At 40.2% G+C, this 25,862-nt stretch carries 33 protein-coding genes; 10 read left to right on the top strand and 23 right to left on the bottom strand.

Translation table 11 applies throughout. The features are described 5' to 3' along the window. Nucleotides 1-808: 808 nt before the first annotated feature. From rplQ to H5087_RS15170, 18 genes are all read right to left on the bottom strand, one after another. A complete protein-coding gene (rplQ, locus tag H5087_RS15255) occupies nt 809-1,210 on the bottom strand; it encodes a 50S ribosomal protein L17 (RefSeq protein ID WP_002959450.1) in 402 nt (133 codons plus the stop codon). Nucleotides 1,211-1,249: 39 nt separating this feature from the next. Next, nucleotides 1,250-2,236 carry a DNA-directed RNA polymerase subunit alpha gene (locus tag H5087_RS15250; protein WP_002959452.1) on the bottom strand — a complete coding sequence of 329 codons (987 nt, stop codon included), beginning with the start codon at nt 2,234-2,236 and terminating at the stop codon, nt 1,250-1,252. 24 nt (nt 2,237-2,260) lie between these two features. Beyond that, nucleotides 2,261-2,881: a 30S ribosomal protein S4 gene (gene rpsD / locus H5087_RS15245; protein WP_182672595.1), complete on the bottom strand. Its 621-nt coding sequence runs from the start codon at nt 2,879-2,881 to the stop codon at nt 2,261-2,263. A gap of 21 nt (nt 2,882-2,902) precedes the next feature. Then, complete coding sequence (gene rpsK / locus H5087_RS15240) at nt 2,903-3,289, bottom strand: 30S ribosomal protein S11 (protein ID WP_002959471.1); 387 nt, start codon at nt 3,287-3,289, stop codon at nt 2,903-2,905. A gap of 12 nt (nt 3,290-3,301) precedes the next feature. Then, a complete protein-coding gene (gene rpsM / locus H5087_RS15235) occupies nt 3,302-3,658 on the bottom strand; it encodes a 30S ribosomal protein S13 (protein WP_002959473.1) in 357 nt (118 codons plus the stop codon). A 125-nt stretch (nt 3,659-3,783) separates the two neighbouring features. Next, complete coding sequence (gene rpmJ / locus H5087_RS15230) at nt 3,784-3,897, bottom strand: 50S ribosomal protein L36 (RefSeq protein ID WP_002959476.1); 114 nt, start codon at nt 3,895-3,897, stop codon at nt 3,784-3,786. 22 nt (nt 3,898-3,919) lie between these two features. Further along, entirely contained in the window at nt 3,920-5,248 is a 1,329-nt protein-coding gene (gene secY, locus H5087_RS15225) for a preprotein translocase subunit SecY (protein WP_002959478.1), read from the bottom strand. A 10-nt stretch (nt 5,249-5,258) separates the two neighbouring features. Next, a complete protein-coding gene (gene rplO / locus H5087_RS15220; protein ID WP_002959480.1) occupies nt 5,259-5,693 on the bottom strand; it encodes a 50S ribosomal protein L15 in 435 nt (144 codons plus the stop codon). A 4-nt stretch (nt 5,694-5,697) separates the two neighbouring features. Next, the gene (gene rpmD / locus H5087_RS15215; RefSeq protein WP_002959482.1) at nt 5,698-5,880 is read right to left on the bottom strand and encodes a 50S ribosomal protein L30; all 183 of its coding nucleotides are present in this window, start codon (nt 5,878-5,880) and stop codon (nt 5,698-5,700) included. A 2-nt stretch (nt 5,881-5,882) separates the two neighbouring features. Continuing rightward, nucleotides 5,883-6,389: a 30S ribosomal protein S5 gene (gene rpsE / locus H5087_RS15210; RefSeq protein ID WP_002959485.1), complete on the bottom strand. Its 507-nt coding sequence runs from the start codon at nt 6,387-6,389 to the stop codon at nt 5,883-5,885. A gap of 9 nt (nt 6,390-6,398) precedes the next feature. Then, entirely contained in the window at nt 6,399-6,749 is a 351-nt protein-coding gene (rplR, locus tag H5087_RS15205) for a 50S ribosomal protein L18 (protein WP_002959486.1), read from the bottom strand. Between the two features lie 9 nt (nt 6,750-6,758). After that, on the bottom strand, nt 6,759-7,292 hold the full coding sequence (gene rplF / locus H5087_RS15200) for a 50S ribosomal protein L6 (RefSeq protein WP_002959488.1): 534 nt from the start codon (nt 7,290-7,292) through the stop codon (nt 6,759-6,761). A 13-nt stretch (nt 7,293-7,305) separates the two neighbouring features. Beyond that, entirely contained in the window at nt 7,306-7,698 is a 393-nt protein-coding gene (gene rpsH, locus H5087_RS15195) for a 30S ribosomal protein S8 (protein WP_002959491.1), read from the bottom strand. Between the two features lie 21 nt (nt 7,699-7,719). Then, entirely contained in the window at nt 7,720-8,025 is a 306-nt protein-coding gene (rpsN, locus tag H5087_RS15190) for a 30S ribosomal protein S14 (RefSeq protein ID WP_006794245.1), read from the bottom strand. 10 nt (nt 8,026-8,035) lie between these two features. Beyond that, nucleotides 8,036-8,575: a 50S ribosomal protein L5 gene (gene rplE / locus H5087_RS15185; RefSeq protein ID WP_010554915.1), complete on the bottom strand. Its 540-nt coding sequence runs from the start codon at nt 8,573-8,575 to the stop codon at nt 8,036-8,038. Between the two features lie 16 nt (nt 8,576-8,591). Beyond that, on the bottom strand, nt 8,592-8,906 hold the full coding sequence (rplX, locus tag H5087_RS15180) for a 50S ribosomal protein L24 (protein ID WP_002959496.1): 315 nt from the start codon (nt 8,904-8,906) through the stop codon (nt 8,592-8,594). A gap of 10 nt (nt 8,907-8,916) precedes the next feature. Next, entirely contained in the window at nt 8,917-9,285 is a 369-nt protein-coding gene (gene rplN / locus H5087_RS15175; RefSeq protein WP_002959498.1) for a 50S ribosomal protein L14, read from the bottom strand. A gap of 272 nt (nt 9,286-9,557) precedes the next feature. Then, nucleotides 9,558-11,528 (bottom strand): AsmA family protein, encoded by a 1,971-nt coding sequence (locus H5087_RS15170; protein ID WP_182672594.1) that lies wholly within the window; start codon nt 11,526-11,528, stop codon nt 9,558-9,560. Between the two features lie 232 nt (nt 11,529-11,760). Here H5087_RS15170 and H5087_RS15165 point away from each other — a divergent pair, with 232 nt between their 5' ends. From H5087_RS15165 to H5087_RS15130, 8 genes are all read left to right on the top strand, one after another. After that, nucleotides 11,761-12,186 carry a hypothetical protein gene (locus H5087_RS15165; protein ID WP_182672593.1) on the top strand — a complete coding sequence of 142 codons (426 nt, stop codon included), beginning with the start codon at nt 11,761-11,763 and terminating at the stop codon, nt 12,184-12,186. 8 nt (nt 12,187-12,194) lie between these two features. Continuing rightward, nucleotides 12,195-12,395 (top strand): helix-turn-helix transcriptional regulator, encoded by a 201-nt coding sequence (locus tag H5087_RS15160; RefSeq protein ID WP_024595207.1) that lies wholly within the window; start codon nt 12,195-12,197, stop codon nt 12,393-12,395. A 155-nt stretch (nt 12,396-12,550) separates the two neighbouring features. Further along, a complete protein-coding gene (locus tag H5087_RS15155) occupies nt 12,551-13,714 on the top strand; it encodes a hypothetical protein (protein ID WP_182672592.1) in 1,164 nt (387 codons plus the stop codon). 276 nt (nt 13,715-13,990) lie between these two features. Beyond that, complete coding sequence (locus H5087_RS15150) at nt 13,991-14,677, top strand: TorF family putative porin (RefSeq protein ID WP_182672591.1); 687 nt, start codon at nt 13,991-13,993, stop codon at nt 14,675-14,677. Nucleotides 14,678-14,869: 192 nt separating this feature from the next. Then, nucleotides 14,870-15,583 carry a YIP1 family protein gene (locus H5087_RS15145; protein ID WP_138489762.1) on the top strand — a complete coding sequence of 238 codons (714 nt, stop codon included), beginning with the start codon at nt 14,870-14,872 and terminating at the stop codon, nt 15,581-15,583. A gap of 55 nt (nt 15,584-15,638) precedes the next feature. Beyond that, nucleotides 15,639-16,805: an efflux RND transporter periplasmic adaptor subunit gene (locus H5087_RS15140; protein WP_182672590.1), complete on the top strand. Its 1,167-nt coding sequence runs from the start codon at nt 15,639-15,641 to the stop codon at nt 16,803-16,805. After that, nucleotides 16,805-17,512, top strand: coding sequence for an ABC transporter ATP-binding protein (locus H5087_RS15135; protein WP_182672589.1), 708 nt, complete (start codon nt 16,805-16,807; stop codon nt 17,510-17,512). The genes H5087_RS15140 and H5087_RS15135 overlap by 1 nt, the downstream gene beginning before the upstream one ends. Then, nucleotides 17,505-18,743, top strand: coding sequence for an ABC transporter permease (locus H5087_RS15130; RefSeq protein WP_039490486.1), 1,239 nt, complete (start codon nt 17,505-17,507; stop codon nt 18,741-18,743). The genes H5087_RS15135 and H5087_RS15130 overlap by 8 nt, the downstream gene beginning before the upstream one ends. Nucleotides 18,744-18,756: 13 nt before the next feature. On the opposite strand, the gene H5087_RS15125 is transcribed toward H5087_RS15130, so the two are convergent. The 4 genes from H5087_RS15125 to H5087_RS15110 all read right to left on the bottom strand — a co-directional run bounded on the left by H5087_RS15125 (nt 18,757) and on the right by H5087_RS15110 (nt 24,047). After that, nucleotides 18,757-19,086, bottom strand: a complete 330-nt coding sequence (locus H5087_RS15125) for a Bor/Iss family lipoprotein (RefSeq protein WP_039490488.1) — start codon at nt 19,084-19,086, stop codon at nt 18,757-18,759. Beyond that, a complete protein-coding gene (locus tag H5087_RS15120; protein ID WP_182672588.1) occupies nt 19,083-19,394 on the bottom strand; it encodes a Bor family protein in 312 nt (103 codons plus the stop codon). Before H5087_RS15120 ends, H5087_RS15125 begins: the two co-directional genes overlap by 4 nt. Nucleotides 19,395-19,577: 183 nt before the next feature. After that, nucleotides 19,578-23,156, bottom strand: a complete 3,579-nt coding sequence (locus tag H5087_RS15115; protein WP_182672587.1) for a M1 family aminopeptidase — start codon at nt 23,154-23,156, stop codon at nt 19,578-19,580. Between the two features lie 9 nt (nt 23,157-23,165). Then, nucleotides 23,166-24,047 (bottom strand): ABC transporter ATP-binding protein, encoded by an 882-nt coding sequence (locus tag H5087_RS15110; protein ID WP_002959519.1) that lies wholly within the window; start codon nt 24,045-24,047, stop codon nt 23,166-23,168. Nucleotides 24,048-24,234: 187 nt separating this feature from the next. On the opposite strand from H5087_RS15110, the gene H5087_RS15105 reads away from it, so the two are divergent. Then, nucleotides 24,235-24,912, top strand: coding sequence for a nitroreductase family protein (locus tag H5087_RS15105; RefSeq protein ID WP_024594835.1), 678 nt, complete (start codon nt 24,235-24,237; stop codon nt 24,910-24,912). On the opposite strand, the gene H5087_RS15100 is transcribed toward H5087_RS15105, so the two are convergent. After that, nucleotides 24,905-25,213 carry a helix-turn-helix transcriptional regulator gene (locus H5087_RS15100; protein ID WP_024594836.1) on the bottom strand — a complete coding sequence of 103 codons (309 nt, stop codon included), beginning with the start codon at nt 25,211-25,213 and terminating at the stop codon, nt 24,905-24,907. The genes H5087_RS15105 and H5087_RS15100 overlap by 8 nt on opposite strands. A gap of 287 nt (nt 25,214-25,500) precedes the next feature. On the opposite strand from H5087_RS15100, the gene H5087_RS15095 reads away from it, so the two are divergent. Beyond that, nucleotides 25,501-25,845, top strand: a complete 345-nt coding sequence (locus H5087_RS15095; protein WP_024591370.1) for a rhodanese-like domain-containing protein — start codon at nt 25,501-25,503, stop codon at nt 25,843-25,845. The last annotated feature ends 17 nt before the right edge of the window (nt 25,846-25,862 follow it).

Here is a 25,862-nt window from a genome sequence, read left to right as displayed (position 1 = left end):
TTGTCAATACTTAAATTTAAACTTTCTAAAAAGATTCAATCTAAGTTTTACTTAACACCCTGAGTTGTTCGTGCCTCGCTATGCGTTGCTGTTTCCCGTCTCAGTGGGGTCGCATTATAGGGAGATCCGAAAACAGATCAACCCTTTTTTGAAGAAAACTTGAAATAATGTGCTGTTCGCTGAGTATTTGAGCTAAACGCTCAAAAACACAACTAAACCACCTGTATTGAGAGGTTTATAGAGCTATTTAAAGTCAAAGTTATGGTAACTAGTGATCAGTAGGGACATATTTGGATCATCAATGCTGAAAAAGCCAACCAATAAGTTAAGAGTCGTGTTACTAAAATCATTTGAAATAGTCAAAAGCTGAGATTTAAATTCAGTGGGCTATATTTTTATTTGAGAAGTGAGCTTACTAAGGCCCCAATGGTTAGCTTTACTATGAGGTTCTTAGTACCGGTATATAGATAAGAGAGCGACCCTTATATCTTCTGATCAGCTCTAATCAATAAAAACTTCGTTAGGGATTGCTTAATGGCAGTTAAATTCGAAGTGCTATTATTAATAACTGTAAATCACTATACAAAGTAAAAATGCTCTTTAACTAAAATCGGATAGGCTATTTTGGATCGATGGTAAGTAAAGGGTAACTAGGCAGAGCTATTAAAATAACTGTAAAAACAACCTATCGATTAAGAATCTAAGAGTCGATGCACATAATAGAAGGTAATTACTGGTTCATATAGTTTGACAAATTTTAGGCAAGAAAAAGCCGAGCATAAGCTCGGCTTTTAGGTTTCTTTAAGACTTACTCTGCAGACTGTGCGTCTTCTTGAACTGCTTCGCTAGTCGCTGGGCGACCAACTAGTTCAATATAAGCCATTGGTGCATTATCACCAGTACGGAAGCCACACTTAAGAATACGAGTGTAACCACCTGGACGATCCGCGTTACGTGGACCGATTTCACTGAATAATTTACCAACAACTTCATTATCACGCGTGCGAGCAAACGCTAAACGGCGATTTGCTACACTGTCAGTCTTAGCCAGTGTGATTAAAGGTTCAATTACACGACGTAACTCTTTCGCTTTTGGCAAAGTAGTTTTGATGATTTCATGTTTCACCAAAGAACCTGCCATATTGCTAAACATCGCTTTACGATGGCTACTGTTACGGTTTAATTGACGACCACTCTTACGATGGCGCATGACCCTATCCTTCTAACTAAACTAATATAGTGATTTAGATTATTCAGCTAAGCTTGCAGGTGGCCAATTTTCTAGGCGCATGCCTAGAGAAAGTCCACGTGAAGCTAGCACGTCTTTAATTTCAGTTAGAGACTTCTTACCTAAATTAGGCGTTTTAAGAAGCTCAACTTCAGTGCGCTGAACTAAATCACCGATATATTGAATTTGCTCGGCTTTCAAACAATTTGCTGAGCGTACTGTTAATTCAAGATCATCAACTGGACGAAGTAGAATAGGATCGAATTCTGGCTTCTCTTCTTTCTCTTCTGGCTCAGTTACATCACGTAAATCTACGAATGCATCTAATTGCTCAGCTAAGATAGTAGACGCACGGCGGATCGCTTCTTCTGGATCTAAAGTGCCGTTTGTTTCCATATCAATGATTAACTTGTCTAAATCTGTACGTTGCTCAACTCGAGCTGATTCAACCGAGTACGCAATACGTTCAACTGGGCTAAATGATGCATCAAGCAACAATCTACCAATTGGACGCTCATCGTCATCAGAGGATAAACGACTAGATGCCGGCACATAACCACGACCACGTTCAACACGAATACGCATGCTGATCTCGCTGTTATTTGTAGTTAAATTACAAATAACGTGATCTGGATTAGCAATTGTTACATCGCCATCGTGCTGAATATCAGCCGCAGTAACAGGGCCTACACCAGATTTAGTCAGGGTCAGAAAAACTTCATCTTTGCCTTCTAACGTTACTGCTAAACCTTTGAGGTTTAATAGTATTTCAATGATGTCTTCTTGAACGCCTTCTTTCGCGCTGTACTCATGTAATACACCGTCGATTTCAACTTCAGTTACTGCACATCCAGGCATAGATGAAAGTAATATACGGCGTAAAGCATTACCCAGAGTATGGCCAAAGCCACGCTCTAATGGTTCTAAAACTATTTTAGAACGCGTTGGGTTGATAGCGTCGATGTCGACTAACCTTGGTTTTAGAAATTCTGTAACAGAACCCTGCATTTTATCCTCTCTTAACTCTTAACTTTACTTAGAGTAAAGTTCGACGATTAGTTGTTCATTAATGTCCGCAGACAGGTCTGAACGCTCAGGTAGACGCTTAAAGCTGCCTTCCAATTTCTTACCGTCAACTTCAACCCAAGTCGGCTTTTCACGTTGCTCAGCCAACTCTAGAGCAGCGATGATACGTGCTTGCGTCTTAGACTTCTCACGGATTACAACAATATCTTCTGGAGTAATTACGTATGAAGGAATGTTCACAACACGACCATTAACTAAAATCGCTTTATGGCTTACTAACTGACGTGCTTCTGCACGTGTGCTAGCAAAACCCATGCGATATACAACATTGTCTAAACGTTGCTCTAAAAGCTGTAACAAGTTTTCACCTGTGTTGCCTTTAAGGCGAGCAGCTTCTTTGTAGTAGTTACGGAATTGCTTTTCTAATACACCGTAGATACGACGTACTTTTTGCTTTTCACGTAATTGTAAACCGTAATCAGATAAGCGACCTTTACGAGCGCCGTGCTGACCAGGTGCAGTCTCAAGTTTACACTTAGAGTCGATAGCTCTTACGCCGCTCTTAAGGAACAGGTCAGTACCTTCACGACGACTCAGCTTGAGCTTAGGGCCCAAATATCTTGCCATGTTATTTCTCCTAACCTATTGTTAAACGCGACGTTTCTTCGGTGGACGACAACCATTATGTGGTATTGGCGTCACGTCAGTAATGTTGGTAATACGGTAACCAGCAGCATTCAAAGCGCGTACAGCAGATTCACGACCTGGACCTGGACCTTTAATGAAAACTTCTAGATTTTTTAAACCGTATTCTTGAGCAGCAGTACCTGCACGCTCTGCAGCAACCTGAGCAGCAAATGGTGTAGATTTACGTGAACCACGGAAACCTGAACCACCGGCAGTAGCCCATGATAGTGCATTACCTTGACGGTCGGTAATCGTTACAATAGTGTTGTTGAAAGACGCATGAACATGAGCCATACCATCAGCAACTTGTTTTTTAACCTTTTTACGACGAATTGGTGTCTTAGCCATAATACTATCCCCTTATCGCTTAATAGGCTTACGAGGACCCTTACGGGTGCGCGCGTTAGTCTTAGTTCTTTGACCACGTAGTGGTAAAGAGCGACGGTGACGTAGGCCACGATAACAACCAAGGTCCATTAGGCGCTTGATATTTAAAGTAACTTCACGACGAAGATCACCTTCAACAGTGTACTTGCCAACTGCATCACGCAGTACGTCAAGAATTTCGTCTGAAAGTTCACCGATTTTTGTGGTTTCGGCGATACCAGTCGCTTCTAAGATAGCCTTAGAGCGAGTCTTACCTATGCCATAAATAGCTGTTAAACCAATAACTGCATGTTTATGATCAGGGACGTTAATGCCAGCAATACGGGCCACTAACACATCTCCTATATTCGAATTTGGTAATCAAAAGTTTGAAAAGCCCGTAAGGATACTCAAACGAAGACCAAATCACTACTAAAAACACAGGCCGAGAAAACTCAGCCTGCACGACTGTTTACTTAGCCTTGCCTTTGCTTATGCTTAGGCTCACTGCAAATTACGCGTACTACACCAGCACGTTTAATAACTTTACAGTTACGGCATATTTTCTTAACGGAAGCACGTACTTTCATTGCTCAACTCCGTAAACTGACCTTATCGACCGTAGCCTTTAAGGTTCGCTTTTTTCAGCACAGAATCATACTGATGAGACATCAGGTGAGTCTGTACTTGTGCCATAAAGTCCATGATTACTACAACGATAATCAAAACTGATGTACCGCCGAAGTAGAATGGCGTTTGCCACGCCATCGTCATGAATTCAGGCACCAGACAGATAAAGGTTATATACAAAGCACCTGCCAATGTCAGGCGTGTCATCACTTTATCAATGTATTTAGATGTCTGCTCACCTGGACGAATACCTGGGATAAATGCGCCAGATTTCTTAAGGTTATCTGCTGTTTCACGTGGGTTAAAAACCAACGCTGTGTAGAAAAAGCAGAAGAAGATAATAGCCGCAGCTAAAACAAGCGAGTACAACGGTTGACCTGGAGTCAACGTAGTAGCAACAGCTTGTAATACATCAGCGACTGGACCTTCACCTTGGCCGAACCAGCTAGCAATTGTACCAGGGAACAGAATTATACTGCTAGCGAAGATTGGTGGAATAACACCCGCCATATTTACTTTTAGTGGTAAATGCGTGCTTTGGGCAGCAAATACTTGACGACCTTGTTGGCGTTTAGCGTAGTTAACAACAATACGACGTTGTCCACGTTCGAAAAACACTACAAGATAAGTAACAGCGAATACGATTACCGCAACCATCAACAGTACAAAAACATTCAAATCACCTTGGCGCGCCATTTCGACTGTCGAACCAATAGCAGACGGCAAGTTAGCTACAATACCAACAAATATTAGAACAGAGATACCGTTACCGATACCGCGCTCTGTTATTTGTTCACCCAACCACATAAGGAACATAGTACCAGTAACTAAACTCACCACAGCGGTGAAATAGAAACCCATACCAGGGTTAACAACTAACCCCTCCATCATGCCCGGTAAGCTAGTAGCAATACCGATTGATTGAATAGTAGCTAGCACAAGCGTGCCATAGCGTGTGTACTGGCTAATTTTTTTACGCCCTTGCTCACCTTCTTTCTTAAGCTCTATAAACGGAGGATACATATGCGTTAATAGTTGCGTAATAATCGAAGCCGAGATATACGGCATAATACCCAGTGCTAACACTGAAGCTCGCTCAAGTGCACCACCACTGAACATGTTGAACATTTCAACAATGGTGCCCTTTTGTTGCTCGAAGAAATCGGCAAGTACAGCGGCGTCAATCCCAGGGATCGGCACAAATGAACCTAGACGGTAAATTATGATAGCACCCAATACGAAGAGTAATCGGCGCTTCAATTCCGAAAGTCCACCTTGTGCACTTTTTGTATCTTGACCTGGTTTAGCCATTAGTACTTCCTTAGTCTTCTACCTTGCCTCCGGCAGCTTCAATAGCTTCGCGAGCACCTTTAGAGGCTTTAAGGCCTTTAACGGTAACAGCGCGTGAAACTTCGCCAGATTTAACAACTTTAACGAAAAGAACGTTCTTTTTAACTAGACCAGCTGCTTGTAACGCGCTTAGGTCTACCACATCGCCTTCAACTTTAGCGATTTCAAAAAGGTTTATTTCTGCAGATACTAAAGATTTGCGAGAAGTAAAACCAAATTTAGGTAGACGACGTTGCATAGGCATTTGACCGCCTTCAAAACCAACGCGTACTTTGCCGCCAGAACGTGATTTTTGACCTTTGTGACCACGACCACCAGTCTTACCTAGACCAGAACCGATACCACGACCAACACGTTTTGGAGCAGTTTTTGAACCTGCAGCAGGTGAAAGTGTATTCAAATGCATCGAATTAACCCTCTACCTTAACCATGTAAGAAACCTTGTTTATCATACCACGTACACATGCTGTGTCTTCTAACTCAACAGTGTGGTTGATACGACGTAAACCAAGACCGCGTAATGTAGCTTTATGTTTCGGTAAACGACCGATAGAGCTTTTTACTTGTGTTACTTTTACAGTTTGATTTGCCATGGTTACCCCAGTATTTCGTCTACGCGAAGGCCACGTTTTGCAGCGATTGACTGTGGAGAATTCATATTCTCAAGAGCCGAAATCGTTGCACGTACTACGTTGATTGGGTTAGTAGAACCGTAACATTTAGAAAGTACGTTCTGAACACCAGTCACTTCTAGCACTGCACGCATAGCACCACCTGCGATGATACCAGTACCTTCAGAGGCTGGTTTCATGAACACTAGTGAGCCAGCATGACGTCCCTTAACAGGATGCTGTAATGTATTGCCATTTAGGTCTACATTGATCATGTTGCGACGTGCTTTTTCCATTGCTTTTTGAATAGCAGCTGGAACTTCACGTGCTTTACCATAACCAAAACCTACTTTACCTGCGCCGTCACCAACTACAGTTAGTGCAGTAAAGCTAAAGATACGACCACCTTTAACTACTTTAGACACACGGTTCACCGCGATTAGCTTTTCAGCTAGATCAGGCTGTTGTTGCTTTGCTTCTACGTTAGCCATAGTCTACTCCTAGAATTGCAAACCGGCTTCACGCGCAGCATCAGCTAGCGCCTTCACACGGCCGTGATATTTAAAGCCACTGCGATCAAAAGCAATCTTTTCGATGCCTTTGTCAGCCGCACGTTCAGCAACCGCTTTGCCAACTGCTTGCGCAGCTTCAACGTTACCGGTGCCTTTAACTGTTTCGCTAATAGCCTTTTCAACAGTAGAAGCAGCAGCCAGTACATTACCCTCAGCATTTACAACTTGAGCGTATATGTGACGTGGCGTGCGGTGGATAACAAGACGCGTTGTGCCTTGTTCAATATAATTTCTACGAGTGCGTTTAGCACGACGTAGACGAGCTGTTTTTTTATCCATCGTCTTACCTTACTTCTTCTTAGCCTCTTTACGGCGTACATTCTCATCTGAATAACGAACACCCTTACCTTTATAAGGCTCAGGTTTACGGTATGCACGAATGTTAGCAGCTGTTTGACCAACTAACTGCTTGTCTACGCCCTTAACTAGAACTTCTGTTTGGCTTGGAGTTTCAATCGTAATTCCTTCAGGAACTGCGAAATTAACTGGGTGTGAGAAGCCAAGAGTTAAATCTAATGTTTTACCCTTCGCTGCAGCACGGTAACCCACGCCTACTAACTGAAGTTTCTTCTCGTAACCTTCATGCGTACCAACAACCATGTTGTTGATTAGAGCGCGAGCAGTACCTGCTTGAGCCCATGCATTAGCTACGCCATCACGAGGTAAAGTAGTAATAACGTTGTCATTTACTTGTACTTCAACAGCGTTGTTGATTGTACGAGTAAGTTCACCGTTTTTGCCTTTAACTGTGATTTCCTGGCCTTTTAATGTAACTTCTACACCGGCAGGAACAGTAATTGGTGCCTTTGCTATGCGAGACATAGTTCCCCTCCGATTAAGCTACAAAACCAATGATTTCACCACCAACACCAGCACTACGTGCTGCGCGGTCTGTCATTAGGCCTTTAGAAGTTGATACGATAGCGATACCAAGACCACCCATTACCTTAGGTAATTGGTCACGTTTCTTATAGATACGTAAACCAGGGCGACTTACACGCTGGATATTTTCAATTACAGCTTTGCCTTCGAAGTACTTCAACTCGATAGAAAGCTCAGGTTTAGTTTCGCCGTTAACAGCGAAATCTACGATATAACCTTCGTCTTTTAGTACTTTAGCTAATGCTACTTTCAGCTTTGAAGTTGGCATCGTTACAGATACTTTCTTCGCTGATTGACCGTTACGAATTCGTGTGAACAAATCCGCGATAGGATCTTGCAAGCTCATAGTCTTACTCCCATGATTCTATTACCAGCTAGCCTTTTTAAGGCCAGGAATTTCACCGCGCATAGCTGCTTCGCGAACTTTAATACGGCTCATGCCGAATTTGCGAAGGAAACCATGTGGGCGGCCCGTAATGTTACAACGATTACGTTGACGTGCAGGGCTAGAATCACGTGGTAAAGCTTGTAGCTTAAGTACCGCGTCCCAACGATCATCTTCAGATGTGTTAACATCACTGATGATAGCTTTTAGTGCAGCGCGCTTTTCAGCGTACTGAGCAACTAGTTTTGTGCGCTTTGCTTCGCGCGCTTTCATAGAATTCTTTGCCATAACCCTACCCTTATTTCTTAAATGGGAAGTTAAACGCTTCTAACAACGCACGGCCTTCCTCATCAGATTTCGCAGAAGTAGTGATAGTAATATCCATACCGCGTACACGGTCTACTTTATCGTAATCGATTTCTGGGAAGATGATTTGTTCACGTACGCCCATGCTGTAGTTGCCACGTCCATCAAAAGACTTTGCACTTACGCCACGGAAGTCACGAATACGTGGGATAGCGATTGATACCAAACGCTCAAAAAAGTCCCACATACGCTCGCCGCGTAGGGTTACTTTACAACCAATCGGGTAGCCTTCACGCACTTTAAAGCCAGCAACAGATTTGCGTGCTTTAGTGATTAAAGGTTTCTGACCAGAGATTGCTGCTAGATCCGCTACTGCGTTATCTAAAATCTTCTTGTCAGCTAGGGCTTCGCCCACGCCCATATTCAATGTGATCTTTTCGATCTGAGGGACTTGCATGACAGAGCTGAAACCAAACTTCTCTTGAAGTTCAGCAACTACTTTGTCTTTATATACTTCATGCAGTTTCGCCATCATTCTACTCCAACTATTAGATAGTTTTACCAGTAGATTTAAAGATACGTAATTTCTTACCATCTTCAATCTTGAAACCTACACGATCAGCTTTACTCGTTTCCGAGTTGAAGATCGCAACGTTTGATGCATCCATAGATGCTTCTTTCTCAACAATGCCGCCAGCTTGGTTCAATTGTGGAACCGGCTTTTGGTGTTTCTTGATCAAGTTTATGCCTTCGACAAAGATTCGACCAGATTCAGTAACAACTGAAAGCACTTTTCCGCGCTTACCTTTGTCTTTACCTGCTAGTACGATTACTTCGTCATCACGACGTATTTTTGCTGCCATGATTGGCTCCTTACAGTACTTCTGGGGCTAGTGAAACGATTTTCATGAACTTATCATTACGAAGTTCGCGAGTCACAGGGCCGAAAATACGTGTACCAATTGGCTGTAAGTTATCATTTAAGATAACAGCAGCGTTGCTGTCAAAACGGATCAGAGAACCATCTGGACGGCGAACACCTTTTCTGGTACGCACAACTACCGCGTTTTTAACATCACCTTTCTTCACTTTACCGCGAGGAATAGCTTCTTTTACAGAAACTTTAATGATGTCGCCAATCGCTGCGTAGCGACGGTGAGAACCACCAAGGACTTTTATACACTGCACTTTGCGAGCGCCGCTGTTATCAGCAACTTCCAGCTGAGTTTGCATTTGGATCATGTTAATGACCTCCGGTGTAGTAATTACAACGTGTCTTAAATTTGTTTAAAATCAAGACATTTCGATTAAATCCCACTCAAAAACAAACGAGTTGTCTCTTAAGGGCGGGCAATTGTACCAGCATTGAGGGGGTAGCGATAGGTTATTTTTTAATTAATTTGGAGTGTTGGGAAATTAAAGCTGAGTAATTACGGCTATGTAGCTATTTTACAGGTGGTTACAAAACAAACAAGGCACCTGTAATGTGCCTTGTTTGTTTAAAGTGTAATAAATTAACCAAATAAACCTTTTAATTTATCTTTAATTTTATCTTTTGCTTTGTCTTTGGCTTTTTCTTTTGCCTCATCGACCTTCTGCTTAGCTTCATCTTTGAGCGCATCACCAACATCTAACTTTATACCTACATCGTGGAAAGGCCCTTTTATACGTAGTGGTATTTTAAAGCCAGTGCTGTCATCGGTAGTTCCCTGACCTTCGATAGATCCAACTATACCTGTAACCAAACGATAGTTGACCGTTGTTTGCGGTAAATCAACGTCGCCTTCACCTGATATTCTAATAAGTGGGCTGATAAGTGATAGGTCGGTATTTTTGCCAACGCCATTAGTAAAGTTAAAACTTCCAGTTAATGCTGAAAAATCGGTTTGCTCAGATTCTTCAAATCCGGTATCAAGCCCTTCAGATGCAGCACCAAAGTTACCTGAAATGAGTTCCTTACCTTTACGAACCATCTCAGCTATATTCGCACCTTTTACAGCTCCATCAGCAAACTCAAATCCAAGCTTTCCATTAAGCGCACCAATAAACGACTTTTGACTTTGGCCAGTTGTGTTTAGGTTCCAATTTAAAGACCCCTTACCCATTAGCTTGTCAAAACCTGCCGCATCCGTTAATAAAGGCTGTGCATCTATTCCAGCTAAGTCAAAGTTAGTTGATATTTTATAAGGTACTTGCTGTGCGTTTACATTGATAACGCCTTTACCTGACCCTTCATAAGCAGAAAAGCTATCTAGGCTTAGTTTTGCAACGCTATTTTTTAAAGCAACAGTAAATTGATTTGCGCCTAATTTAATATCATTTGCTTTTAATCCACTTGAACGAATCACTACATTTGCATCTAGTGAATTTAATGCACTTAAATCAATTTTAGTGTCATCCCATACTATTGGCTCTGCAGGTTTATCTTCTTGCTCTTCTGGCTCTTCTTGTTTTGCCACTGCTTCAGGTAGATATGGGTTTAAGTCAAGCATACCTAAATCAATATCAGCATTTACTGCTAAACGCTTACCTAGGTTAAGCTCGCTCTTACCTTTTATTTCTAATGCGTCTAACGTCGCAACTAAATCTTCTAAATTAAATTTCTCACCTAGTAGGTGCATTTTACCGTTTACACTAAATCCGTTAAAAGCATTGTCTTTAGCGTCTAGCTCTACACCTTGCCATTTCGCAATACTTTTAACAGACTCACCGCTTAGTGCTAACTGACCTTTAATATCTTGACCTTGCTTAGCTATGCTCCCTTCGAACGTTAAATCAACTAAACGAGAATCTAAGGTTTGTTTAACATTAAAAGTAGCACCTTCAATTGCTTTAGCAGGAGTATCTAATTTTATATCAAGATCAAAACGCTCTTGCATATAAGTAATACCCCCTTTTACTTCTAATGTTTTACGAAGTGAAGGAAGTAAAATAGCGAGTTCTAAATCGCTAATTTGTTGTTCGGCACCTGTTTGACCATCTAGATAAGTAAATGTGCCGCCATAAATAGCAACTTCACCTAACTCAATATCAAAGTTATCTGGAAGCTTTATCGCTTCACCTGATTGGCTCTGCTCTTTTGGTTGCTCTGCAACTGCATCAAACAACTGCCAATTGGCTTTACCATTTTTGTCGGTTTCTAATAAAATATTTGGTTCGTTTATAACAAACTTATCTAATTTAAACTCACCACCAAATAATGAAAACCAAGGTATGTGTACAGCAAGCTGTTTCATACTCGCCATATCGGCGCGCGAACCTGATTCCATATTTGCAAAATGCACGTCGTTAAGTTCTAACTTTAATGCAGGGAATACGCTAAGTGTTTTATCACCTTTAATAGTAAGAGTGCGCCCAGTTGTTTGTTCTACCTGCTGCGACACTTTGTTAAAAATAGTATCAGTAGGGATTAGAAACGGTGCGGCAACAATTAGTGCTATACATAGTAAAAGTATTACACCTACAATTTTAAGTAAGGTTTTCATGATCGTCCTTTAAAACGTGCAAATAATGTTCTTATCATAGCGAGTGTTAGCCTTAAAATCATTGTCGTTCTGATAAAAAAGCTTTTTATTAGATATTACATTCTTATCCTGAATCGCCCCTGAAACATTTTGATACCTTTAGGTTACAAATAAATATTGACCCGGTGAAACCTTAAGGTTACATTGATACCCATAGGTTACAAAAAATAAATACTATCACAGGATGAATATTATGAAAAAACAGGATATTAAAACTGAAGAAAAGTTTATGAGTCAAAATATATGGCTTAGTATAAGCACAGCCATGGTTTGTTTACTTCTCAATGTTTACTCACTAATAAAGCACGATAACGAAGGGTTATTATTTGTTGGATTGGGCGTTTCTTTTTATGTAGTTATAGTGATTATTTACCTCATTAAAGGGGGCTTTCCGTTAAAAATGTATTTTCAATACGCTTATAAAGATGAGTTTCTAAACACCATTGATACTAATGCCTATAAACATTTAAGTTTTGCATTTGTATTTTGCCTTCTTGGTGTTTTGTATAGTAACGATTCAATACCTAGCGATGTTTCGCATGCAAATATGGCAATGTTCTATCTAGGTATCATGCTCTTGGTATATGGCGCTTCATTACTTTGGCAAAATCGTGATTAGGAGAGGAAATGCAAAATAACATAGCAAAGTACCGAAAAGAAGCTGGGCTTTCACAACAAGAACTTGCTGATGCTATTAACGTGTCGCGCAAAACAATAAGTACCGTAGAAACAAACCGGTTTACCCCTTCGGTAATAATTGCTCTAAAAATAGCAAAGCATTTTAATACCTCAGTTGAAAGTCTCTTTGTACTAGATAAAAATGATTGATACATGTTAAAGCGTTAGTCTCATTCTATTAGCAAAAATACCGATTTAGCTACTTCAATTACAACGTATGGAGGACAGCGCTGTTGTTATTAGCGTAATTGCGCTAAAATAGACCAGCAAAAAAATATATATCTAAACCGGAGATTCTACAAGGCATGAAAAAACTGCTAATTTCACCGTCAAAAATGACGCTAGGCGAACAAGAAAATCAAATCTATCAGAACATTCTGAAGCAATCTTCAGAATTAAGCCTTAACCTTATGGCCGTGAAAGTAGAAAACCACCCTGATGATTTTTTACCTTGGTGTTACGAATTGCTAAGTGCAAGCAGAGATCGTATGAACTACGATTTACTAGAGCCGCAGCAATTACCAGTACTTAAGAAGCTACACGATCAGCTTATTTCAGCTATCAGCTTTTTACAGGTTAAAACTTTACGTATTGCTCCGTGGCCTGTAGTAAGTGTATTTGTAGAACAACACAAAGACGTTATTGCTCTTGATGAACAGCTTCGCTTAGTAGACTACATTAAAAGCATTCGTGAACAATCTCTTAAAGATATGATTCCTGAAGATTTACTTGCGTTTAGCGGTAAGCACATGGCATCACTTGATCCAAGCACATATAACTTTGACGTTGAATGGTTTGCATCAACAAAAAGTGCGAAGAGCTTTCATCAAATGCTTGGCGATTTACCAGGTGCCTTTGACGATGCACTAGTAAACATTCCACTTGAAGGTGACATTACTCAATACGAATATCAACAATTTGTTGCTGCTTATTCAAAAATATTCACCGACAATAATGAAAAACCAACACTTGCGCCTGCAACACGACTGCTTGCAATGCGTCGCCCTGATATATTTACTCCGATCACAAACAATCGATTAGATGCATTATGCGGTGCCCTTGGTGTTTCTAAACTAAAAAATAGTGATTTTGAGCGTTACTGGCAAGATATTATAAAAGGTATTCAAGCTATGTCATGGTACAAAATGGCTAAACCTAGTAATGAGTTAGAAGAACAATTAGTTGCTATTAAAGCACTAATCCCATGTTTCTTTCACTATGCTGATGCAAAAACACCAGATAACTCTAACTACATCAAACTGTTAAGTAAGCCTAAACGAACTACAACTACGACAGGTAAAACTCAGCGTAGAGGTAAAGAGTCTGCAGAAATTTTAGTAGACCGCGCACTTGCTGCTGACGATATTCCTGAGCACATTCGCAGTAAGCGCGATTCAATTGTGAGTGAAGTTCAAAAAGGTCGTAGTGTAAACGAAACAATTAGCCTTATGCGCACTATATTTGGCTAAAAACTTCTAATTTAGCCGTACTTTTATGGTGCGGCTAGGTTAATTTATGCACCAGCAGTGTGCGCAACATCTTCCTACATACCATATCTCTTCTCAATCTATAAAATACAAGCTCATGTTTTTAATGTATAAAAATAATTTTTAATAAAAAATAATGAAGCTGGCACACACAGTGCAATTATCCCGTTAGTTAAACAATAAAAAGCCGTCAGCCTAAAGGTTCCGAATACATAATAAAAACCTTGGCGAGCAAAAATCATATAACGGGAAATGGACATGCTAAAACTAAAAAAAACCATCGCTATAAGTGCTATAGCATTAATGGGCGCAACATCTTTAACGTCAACAGCCGTACATGCTGAAGTAACAGCAAACGCAGCGGCAACATCAAACTACTTATGGCGTGGTCAAGAGCAAACTGGGGGCGATGCAGCTATTTCAGGCGGTATTGATTACGCCAATGAATCGGGCTTTTATGCAGGTACTTGGGCTTCAAATGCATCGTGGGCAGATGAAATGACCTATGAGCTTGATTTATATGCAGGCTTTGGTGGCGACATTAACGAAAGCGTTAGCTATGATGTTGGCTATATTTATTACGCTTACCCAGATGCAGCTTCTGAAGCTGACGCAGATTTCTCTGAAATTTACGGTAGCATCAGTGTTGAAGGCTTTACATTTGGTGCTTCAGTACTTGCAACATCAGCTGCAAGTGGTGATGGTACAGACTTTGGTGATTCACTTTACCTGACAGCTGACTACGGTTTTGCTGTTGGCAGTAACGGCACTGAAATGGCATTTCACTTAGGCCACTACTCTGGTGACTTTATTGGCGATGATAATATCTTAGATTATGGTGTATCAATTTCGAAAGATGGGTTCACTTTTGGTTTATCTGATACAGATATGGATGACTCAGATATTAAAGCTTACGTTGCTTATTCTGTAGACTTTAATTTATAAGAAAGAATGTGTTACTTGCTGCGACACGAAGGGCCTTTTGGCCCTTTTCTTGTTTTTGAACAAGACCCCTCACATCTGTTAACAAACCGTTACAATTGAATGAAAACAATACATACATTTTCCTTTATTCTATTACCTAGTCACTGGGCATTTATAACTGCCTAGCCATAAAATAGGTATAAAGGAATAATAATGAAATCACCTAACGCGTTTAGCGCCCTACTCGATATTTATATAAGTCCTAGTAAAGCTTTCAATGGTGTTGAACACGCCAAAGGTTGGTCATGGCTTGCTTTTATAGTCATGTCTTTAGTTTCAATGGCGAGTATTTATATTTTTTATTCCACTGTTGATATGCAGTTTTTGATTAATGAGCAAGTAGCAGCATCAACTATTGATGCGACGATTGGCGAGCAAAAAATGATTCGCCAAAGTATAGAGCAAAATGCAGAAGGCCAAATATGGTTTGGTTTGTTTGGCGGCGTAATTGCGCTGGCTATCATGAATGCATTAATGGCACTTTATTATATGCTTGTGGCAAAACAAGATCCTGAATCAGAACATAGCTACGGAGCTTGGTATGGATTCGCTACCTGGACAATAATGCCAGTTGTTATTTCAAGCCTAGGCACAATTGCTCTTGTACTAAGTGCAAGTACAGATCAAATATCTCAACAAGCCGTATTTAGCTACGCATCTATTAACCAATTAATAATAGGACTTGAAGTTGGCCATCCTTTTTATAGCTTATTAGAATCAATAAACTTATTTAGCTTTTGGAGCATTGCGCTGGGAATGATCGGCTTAAAATGCTGGACTAATTTTTCAACTAACAAAGCACTCCTATTCTCTGCTCTTCCTTCAATTATTATTTTTGGTATTTGGGCAATCATTGCAGCAAGTTAACTCTTAAGTGGAGGTAGATACTAGCTCCACATTACTTAATTCACGGATAGATAAAATGAAAAAAGCAATAATCATCACACTCGCTGTAGGCGCATTTATAGCCCTAATTGTGTCAAAGCAAATTTCTGACGATGAAAAACAAGCCGAAGTAAATATTGCTCAAGTAGAGCTTGGCGACATTGCTGACTCAATAATGGCTTCAGGTAATTTAGTTTTTAATACACAAGTGCAATTACGCTCTGAAGTGACAGGCCGAGTAGATAAAATATTTGTTCAAGAAGGCCAAGGAGTTAAACAAGGCGATATGTTAATGCGCCTTGATACAACTGCCTTTGAATCAGAAGTTACCCGTAGTAAAGCAATCCTTCGCGCCACAGAAATTGAAATTAAACACAATAAAACACGCCTTGCTAACCTAGAGCGCCAACTTAAAAGACAAAAAGACTTATATGATGTCGGTTTAGGTAATCAAGAGAGCTACGAGAATATTGAAAGCGCACGCGATCTAGCTAAAATCGATATTGAATCACGAATAGAGTCGTACAACCAAGCACAAGCGTCACTACAAATTGCGCAAGATCGCTTAAGTAAAAGTGTATTTAGAGCTCCAATGAGCGGCTTGCTTGCATCTGTAAATATTAAAGAAGGTGAAACCGTTATAGCCGGTACTACTAATATTATTGGCTCTGATTTAATGCTAGTAGCCGATCCTAGCGCTATCTTAGCCGAGCTACGTGTGGATGAAACCGACATTGCGAGCATTAAGCTTAACCAAAAAGCGAATATTTATGCGGCCGCATACCCTAATAAACCATTTAGCGGCACAGTAATCAATATTGGTACTTCAGCTAAAAACCAAGCCGGCTCTCAAGGTTTATCGTTTAAAGTAAAAGTATTACTCGATACTACTGAGCGCCAGCTATATGCAGGAATGAGTTGTAGAGCAGAGATCGCAACAAGCATTGCCGAAAACGGTTTAAAACTTCCAATAGAAGCAATCCAAAAAGAAGACGATAAAACATTTGTATGGCGACTAAATAGTGATAACACCGTTAGCAAAATTGCCGTAACTGTTGGAATATCATCTGATATAGAGCAAGCCATTACTGACGGCTTAAATGAGGGCGACAAAATAGTTATTGGCCCTGCGCGCCCAGTAAGTCTTCTGACTGAAGGTGATGTGGTAAAACTTAAATCAGATGCAGACAAGGAAGAAGCCTAATGTCTGCGGTAATCAAGCTAGAGCATATTAATAAACAATACAAAATGGGCTCAGAGGTATTTAAGGCACTTGATGATGTAAACGTACATATAATGCAAAACGAATACGTGGCGATTATAGGACCTTCTGGTTCAGGCAAGTCGACCTTAATGAACTTATTAGGCTGTTTAGATACACCCAGCAGTGGCGAATACTACTTAAAAGATAAACTAGTAAAAAGTATGACCGAGACAAAGCTAGCTCATCAGCGTAATGAAAGTGTCGGGTTTATATTTCAAAGCTTTAACTTAATACCACGTGCAACCGCACTAGAAAATGTAATGCAGCCTTTAGTATATCGCTTTATTCCTAGTAAACAACGCAAGCAACAAGCTCTAGAAGCACTAAAGCGGGTAGGTCTCGGTGATAAAGTTAATCATTTATCTAGCCAGCTATCGGGCGGGCAACGTCAACGTGTTGCGATTGCCCGCGCTTTAGTCACAAAACCACATATATTATTAGGAGATGAACCCACAGGTAATCTTGATAGTAAAACGACCCGCGAAATTATGGATTTGTTTGATGAGCTGCATAACGAAGGTCACACTATTATTTTAGTAACACATGAGCAAGAAATTGCCGATCATTGCCAACGCGTGATTCGTTTAGTGGACGGTAAAGTGGTAAGTGATGTAACTAAAGATGAAGGAATCAAGCAGCATGTTTAAATCAGCTCTTGCGATAATGGAAGGCACTAAGGCCGCTTTTTCAGCTATTAAAGCTAATGCAATGCGCAGCGCACTGACCTGTTTGGGCATTATTATTGGTGTTGCCGCCGTAGTTACTGTCGTTGCAGTAATGCAGGGTTTTACAAAGCAAATAAACGATCAACTTGCTGATATGTCGCCAGATGTAACAACAATAAAGCCTTACACTAGTATTGAACTCGAAATGGTTGGTAAAAATGCCAAGCTTACCTACGACGATTTTTTAGCTCTAAAGTCGCGTATAAAAGAAGCTGAAACGCTAACGGCCCTAATGTTTACCTGGCGCTTTTCGGGGGGAGCTGAGTATGGAAATAAAAGCCATTCATCGCGTGTTATCGGTACCGAACAAGACTATCAAAAAGCGTATCGTACTTATCCTGAACTTGGTCGCTTTATTCGTGCTGAGGACGATGATAAGCGAAGAAGGGTCGCATTTATCGGCCCTTCAATCATAGAAAAGCTAAACCTTCCTGAAAACCCAGTAGGTGAATATATAAAGCTAGGTGGTGAATGGTTTAGAATTATTGGCGTTGCTGAAAAACAAGGTAGCTTATTTGGTTTTGACCAAGACGATTACATTAATATTCCAATTAGTACCATGAGTGCTTTAGAAGGCGGAAGTACACAAACTAATGTGCAAATTATGTTTAGGTTAAATGAAGGTACTAACGAAGAACAAGTGCTTGCAAAAATTACTCGTGTATTGCGCCAACTACATAAACTAAAAGAGAAAGATGAAAACGACTTTGAATTTGAAACCGCTGAAAAATCTCGTGCTCAAATAGATAAATTTACCAGCAGTGCTACTGCTATTACTGCTGGTATTGTTGGCATTAGCTTACTTGTTGGCGGTATTGGTGTTATGAACATAATGCTAGTGTCGGTAACTGAACGCACACGCGTTATTGGTACATTAAAAGCACTAGGCGCAACACCTGGTTTTATTATGCTGCAGTTTTTAGTTGAAGCCGTTGTGCTTTCACTTTTTGGTGGTTTAATAGGACTCATTATAGGATATGGCGCCGCAGGGCTTATTTCGTTTTTAGTCCCAAGTATGCCTGATGCATACATACCAGTATGGGCTGTAATACTATCGTTCGGATTTACATCAATGATTGGGATTATATTTGGTTTAGCCCCTGCTATTAAAGCAGCAAGACTAAACCCTATAGATGCACTGCGTTACGAATAACTATTTTAAATAATTATTTAGCTTTAAATGGTACCTTATTACATTGTACTTCTACTGTTTTAGGGTACCAAGCTGGGCCAATTTGATTCACAACCACCTCAGCTAAACCATTAGTAAACGATTTATACGTATGAACGCTTTGCCACTCCCCTTGTGGGCAATGTTTTGTTAAATCTAACGGCTCTGATCCCTCGTACAACGCAAGTGCAAAATTATGATGCCACTGTGAGCTTTTTAGCGTTTTATTGCTTACTTTGCTCTGCATACCGTTATCAAAGTAAATATTTGTACACCCCGTTAAAATAATCAGTGTGCAACCGGCTGCAAATAGCTTGATGCTCATAATGTCTCCCCTAGTACTTGCTCTTGGCACCACACTTTGATGGTATGGGGCGAGTATATTCCAAGCGTAATTAAACTCAGCGCTCCATCACTAAACGTTTGTTGTGACTGCATTTGAATAACCGGTGTATTTGAACATATTTGTTTTACGTCTACCCGCTGCTCACCCACTAATCCCCATAAATAAAATGGGCGGCTATCTTCGTAATTAGCTTGGCTCGTTATTTTTGCTATTGCCTGTGGCTGAATGGTTACCGCAGAACAAGCACTGAGGCTTAATGCTATCGCCCCTATAATTAATGGTTTCATACTCCTCCTTATAAACTAAATACCAGTAAGGTAACTTTATAAGAGAACATAAAATATTAGCGTAAAAAGCTGTGGGGAATATGTAGAAACGCTATGAAGTTTTATACAGTTTATTACACATAAAGGCCGCATAAATGCGGCCTTTAAAGTAGTTAGTTTAAGTGCTTAGTAAATAAATAGATGTTAAAACTTAGCTAAGTTGTTTTTACTGTCTTTGTCGACCAGCTTAATGTAAGGATCTACCCCCGCAAATACTGGCTTTTCTTTTACTTTTAGCTCAATAGTATTGGTACCAGACACTATTTGATGCTTTTGCGAGTAAATAACAAAGTCTTCAGCGAGTAAGTTTTCAGGGTCGTCGCTAAATAATGCAATATCAATTAGCTCATCGAGCGGCTGCTCAGTTTCTTCACCTTGTCCATCGGCATGCTGCTTAGTTGCTTCAACGCTCAGTGTTACTGTATAAAAACCTTCGCCATCAACATCATCTGTAACCGACACTTCTTTCATTTCAAGCTCATAAAGCGTTATATATTTAAACTGATCATCAATAAAACGTTGTTCAGCTTGTGTTGCATCTCGCTTTAAATAACTAAGTAAATCAAGTGTGGTTGGATATGGCGTTGATTGATATTTAAACTCATTCAAAAACGCTTTAAGTGCTGCATTTAAGCGTACTTCACCTAAACGATCATAAATCGCCATCATCGCAACTGAGCCTTTATTGTAATGAAGGTATTGTTGAGCCTGCGTTTTATATAGTGGCATTTCTTCAAAGGCTTCGCCAGTACGGCCCATTAAGTATTTATCTAACTCGTACTTTAAGAATTTACGGAGCTTCTCGGCGCCAAAGCGTTTTTTTAGCACCATAAGCGCACTGTACTGGGAAAGTGTTTCAGAAATAACAGCACTGCCCTCTACATTAGCCCCCGATACTTGATGCCCCCACCATTGGTGCGCAACTTCATGTGCGGTTACATAGTAAGGTAGGTCAACTTTACTCTCATCTCTTAGGTCTGTAATAAAACCAATACTTTCTGAGTAAGGTACCGTATTGGCAAAACTTTGCGCAAACGAGCGATACTTAGGAAATTCAATAATACGAAGCTGTCTATGCTGATACGGGCCAAAGGCTTGTGTGTAGTAATCTATTGAGTCTTGAACTGACTCAATCATGCGGTCAACATTCCATGCATGATCTTTGTGGTAGTACACCTCAATATTTACACCGTTATGCTCAACCTTTTTACTTTCAAGCTCTGCCGAAAGCACAGAGTAAAAGTTTATAATTGGAGCATCCATTTCATAAACAAAAGTACGGCGCCCGTCTTTTACACTCTCACTTTTTAAGTAACCTGGAGTAATCGCAAATTGTGACTCATCGGTGCTTACCGTTGCCTTATAGTTTATAAAGCCATTAGCAGGCCCAAACTCATTTTGCGTATAATAACGGCTGTCTTCTAGTTTATGTGCGCGCTCAAGTTCAGGTAACTCGTGCTTACGGCGCTCATACTTGTCAGCAATTTGAAAATACTTTTGATAACCAAAATTTGGTAATAATTCTCCATTATTTACAAATGTACCGTTGTGCACGAGTTGAGTATCAGATCTTCTATCAACAAAACCGTCGTGTTCACGAGAAACTGAGAGCTCGCCTTCTCGCACTTCATTGGGCATTAGCGGTTGTTCAAACTCAAACCATACCATGCCAAAATCGGTTAAACGCTCTACTATTTTTCCGCCCGCCATTTTTACATCCCAGCTTTTAGATTGGCTAGGCTCGTTGATTAACACACGGGTTATTGGCTCGTTTGCGGTATTGGTAAACTTAATTTTAGCCACGGCATTTAAAGCACGCTTTTTAGGATAAATATCAATGTTTAAATCAACATCAGTTATTATAGGCAGTGGCAAGTCTTTGTATTGTGAGAACTCTTGCTCATACCTTACTTGTAGCGCTTCGTTATCATCACTTGTTACAAACTCGTTGTTCACACGGGTGTTGTAATAAATGTTATAACCCGCGCCCACAAATACCAATAAACTTATAACGGCTGCAATCTGGCCTTTTAAAGACATGTTGTAACGTACTAAAGATAAACGAGTACGCAATGTTTGCGACGGGCCGCGATGCCATAAAGCAAACCCTACAATAGCTAAAAACACACTCAATGCCCCCCAATATAGGGTATACCAATGCGCGCCTTGTAAAAAATGTCCATAACCATTTATATCAGAATACGGTACGCTACTGCTTTGAGAAAAATGATACATATGATGCTCAAACCCGTAAGCACCCATTACCATTTGAGTAATGTAATACAGAATAAACAAACCCATACCTATGTATTTATTAGGGCTAATTATTTGTAAAAAGAACGCCAATATAGCCATCATAATTAAAGGCAGTAATGTAAGGTAACCCAACCTAAATAAGTACTGACCAAGCTCTAGGTTAAATTGCCCCTTAAACAGTTGCACTGCAATGGTAAACATCATGCCTACTAAATAAAGGCCACAAACTGCAGTGATTAACGCAATAATTTTAGATACCCAAAACACACTGTTATGCACCGGGAAACTGTCAACAATATCACCCATACCACTTTGGCGTTCTCGCCAAACCAGCTCTGCGCTGTAATAAGCAATAATGATAAACATAAACAAAGCGGAGGAGTTTTGAATTATGCCCACCATGTTTTGTGTGAGCGGCCAATCCGTTGTGCCATATGCGCCAATAGGTGCAAAAAGTGGTGCGAGTAACATAGTAATACTGACACCCGCTAAAATCATAAAAGGGGCACTTAATATAACTTGCTTAAGTTCAAATAAGCTGCGCATTACTAATTGCGATTTCGTATTTACCCCTTTTGACTTGTAATTTTTAGCGCTGCTAATAAGTGCTGCTTGTTTATTTTTTACAAACGTAGAGACAGCAAATTGCTTTTTCTGTTTTTTAGTGACTACGCGATTACCTAACTTTCCGAGGCCAAAAAACATCGCTAAACTTATTGCTACCCATAAAATACGGTTAATTAAAAAATCGCCCGAAAGCGTTAACACTTCAGTATTTTTATCACTTACAGTCCAGTAACGGGTTAAGTCAATTAACGACCCTGTGCCAAATGGGTCTGCGTAAACAACAATATTTCTAAACGCTAAATCATCAAAATAGATACTCGCCAATTGGTAGGTTATATAAACCACCACGGCCGTTACATATACCGCCATCATGGTTTTAAAATAGACCGCCACACTATTAAAAATAGCACTGAGGACCAATAAGCTTGGCACTGCTAAATATAAAAAAGGCGCTGCGTAATATATAAACTTATTGGGGCCTACTAGCTCGCTATCGAGCCAGCCAACCAACAAGCCAAAGTGAGATCCCAAAAATACGCCTAGTGGCACGCTTAAAAACACAATAAGTACAACTAAGTAAGAACCAAAAAAACGCCCTGATTGATAAGCAAGCGGGTTAACGGGCTTACTAAACACCAGCTCATCCATTTTGGTCTCGCTGTTGCGAATCGCTGAGCTTGCAACAAAGTTAACCACTAAAAACATAGCAAGCGTACAAAAGGTAACCGTTAAAACCATAATGGTATAAGGCGAGTTCATATGAACATTAGCCCCACCTAACGGAAACTTACTACTGGAGCTTATAAAAAACGCCATAAAAAAGAATATTAATGAGGTCACATAAAACGAAGGCTGACGCATAAAATAGCGCAGCTCAAACGCGAGCATATTAAAAAACATAGCGCCCCCTTATGCTACTTGGCTGTTACGATGATTAAGCAACGTAGAAAAATACACATCTTCTAGGTTTGCACTGCTGAGCTCAAAACCTTCAGGGGCTTCATTGGCTAATACATGTAATATGGTTTGCCCAGCAAATAAGCGTTTTGAAATAACAGGCAGCTGCGGTTCAAGCTCTAGCGCTTCTTCTTGGCTCATGGCTTTGCGCCAAATTTGGCCTTGGAGCTTATCGGTAAGCGCTATTGGGTTACCTTCTAGTAAAATCTTACCGCCAGCCAACACCGCCATATTTGGGCAAAGCTCTGCAACATCTTCAACGATATGGGTCGATAATATAACTACTTTTTGCTCGCCTAAGCTTACTAATAAGTTATGGAAACGATTACGTTCCTCTGGGTCTAGCCCCGCTGTTGGCTCATCAACTATTAGTAAATCAGGGTCACCCAGTAATGCCTGTGCAATACCAAAACGCTGGCGCATACCGCCCGAAAAGCCACTGACCGCTTTTGAGCGATGTTGATATAAATTAGTGTGCGCAAGTAATCCTTCAACCGACTCTTTACGCTCTGCTTTATTATGAATACCCTTTAAAACAGCCATATGGTCCAGTAAGTCGTAAGCACTAACACGCGGGTACACACCAAAATCTTGTGGTAAGTAACCTAAGCGTTGGCGCAGTGCCTGTGGGTCTTTAAATACATCAATGCCATCAAAAGTAATTGAACCTGAATCAGCCGACTGCAGTGTTGCAATGGTACGCATAAGCGATGATTTACCTGCGCCATTTGGCCCAAGCAATCCAAACATCCCTTTACCGATAGATAAATCAACACCTTGTAGTGCATGTACGCCGTTATCGTAGGTTTTAGATAACCCTGTTATTGATAGCATTTTTACTTCCTTGAATATGAGTAATTATTTTTATAATGTTTTATACCACAAGGAAAATAGGAACATAAGTTACTTGCTGGTTAAATTTGTAACAACAAATAAACATATTTTAAACTCATAACACTTGCCTGTACTGTATTCACTCGGTATAAAAACCACATATACTTTTTATAAGAAGCGAAAAGCCATGCAAGATCACCAAAGCCAGCCGTTAAATGACTTTATAGAATATCCACATGAAGAAATGCTAAATCGTGCTAACGAGTTTTTACAAACCAGCCAACGCCGCCATAGCATTCGCAGCTTTAGCGATCGCCCAGTACCAAAAAATATTATTGAAGCATGTATAAAAGCAGCTGGCACAGCACCAAGTGGAGCGAATCATCAGCCTTGGCATTTTGTGGCTATAAACAGTAGCGATGTAAAAAAACAAATAAGAGAAGCCGCAGAAAAATTAGAGCGTTCTTTTTACGAAGGCAGAGCAGGTGAAGAATGGTTAGATGCGCTAAAACCGTTAGGTACCGACGCCAACAAACCTTATTTAGAGCATGCACCTTGGCTTATAGCTGTATTTAGTCAAAAAAAGGGCGGCGTAAGCACCGATGATAAAAATACGAATTATTATGTGCATGAGTCTGTTGGCTTAGCTACCGGCTTTTTAATTCAAGCTTTGCACCGCAGTGGTTTGGCAACCCTTACTCATACTCCAAAGCCAATGAGTTTTTTGACCGACATATGTAATCGCGATAAAGATAACGAACGCCCATACATGCTACTTATTACAGGCTACCCAAGTGATGATGCAACAATACCTGCTCATGCACTGGATAAAAAATCACTCGATGAAATAGCTACGTTTATTTAGTATTTTCTGCTCGGCAAAACCACTCATATAGCAAAGCAATGATCGACTCAACTTTTGGGTCGGTCAACGAGTAATAAATAGTGTGCCCTTCTCTGCGAGTAGCAACCATATCTGCCTTGCGTAAACTTGCTAAATGCTGAGATAACGCTGACTGTGCTAAAGGTACATTTTTATTTAGCTCACCTACACTTTGCTCACCTTGTAATAAACTACATAAAATCATTAAGCGATTTTTGTTAGCCATTAATTTTAAAAACTGTTCGGCTTGCTCTGCGTTGACAGCTAGTTGTTCAATATTCATTTTTATTATTTCTCTTTTTTAATACCTTTTTAAGTATAGACTTTTACATTAGTAAGTTCTAATATAATTAACATTAGGTTTTACTAATATTAAGATGGCCATGAAACTAGCGATGCCATTTTATTAATCGGCGGAAGTGCTGTAGCAGTATCCGCACTATTAAGTTACTTTATATAAAGTAACTTTCAGTTTTTAACGTTATTTATAAGTATTAACTCAATTCAACCTACTTATACCAAGTAGCACCTATTAATGTCTTTTTTAAGAAAAAGAGGATTTACAAACTAATGCTTACATCAATCCCTGACTTACTAAAAATTATCACACCTAACCAACGCCGTATTGACGCAGCGCAAGCAAAACTCGAGCTTGAACAAAATAAAGGTTTACTTATTGATGTGCGAGAACCTGCAGAGCACGCGACAAAATCGGCTGCCGGCGCTATAAATATTCCGCGTGGATTACTCGAGATGAAACTGATGGAAATAGAAAAAGACGCAGCTCGCCCTATTTACGTGCACTGCGCAAGTGGTGCGCGCGCAACGTTAGGAGCAGAAGCGTTAACGCGTGTGGGTTATGAAAACGTAACCGTTATTACCTGTGACGCAAACCAAATATGTAGTGTGTTTTAAACATCAACTGAATACTT

Source organism: Pseudoalteromonas sp. SR43-7, from assembly GCF_014163785.1.
Taxonomy (GTDB): Bacteria; Pseudomonadota; Gammaproteobacteria; order Enterobacterales; family Alteromonadaceae; genus Pseudoalteromonas; species Pseudoalteromonas distincta.
The sequence above is the reverse complement of the archived record's forward strand: the minus strand, read 5'-3'. Positions and strand labels throughout refer to the sequence as shown.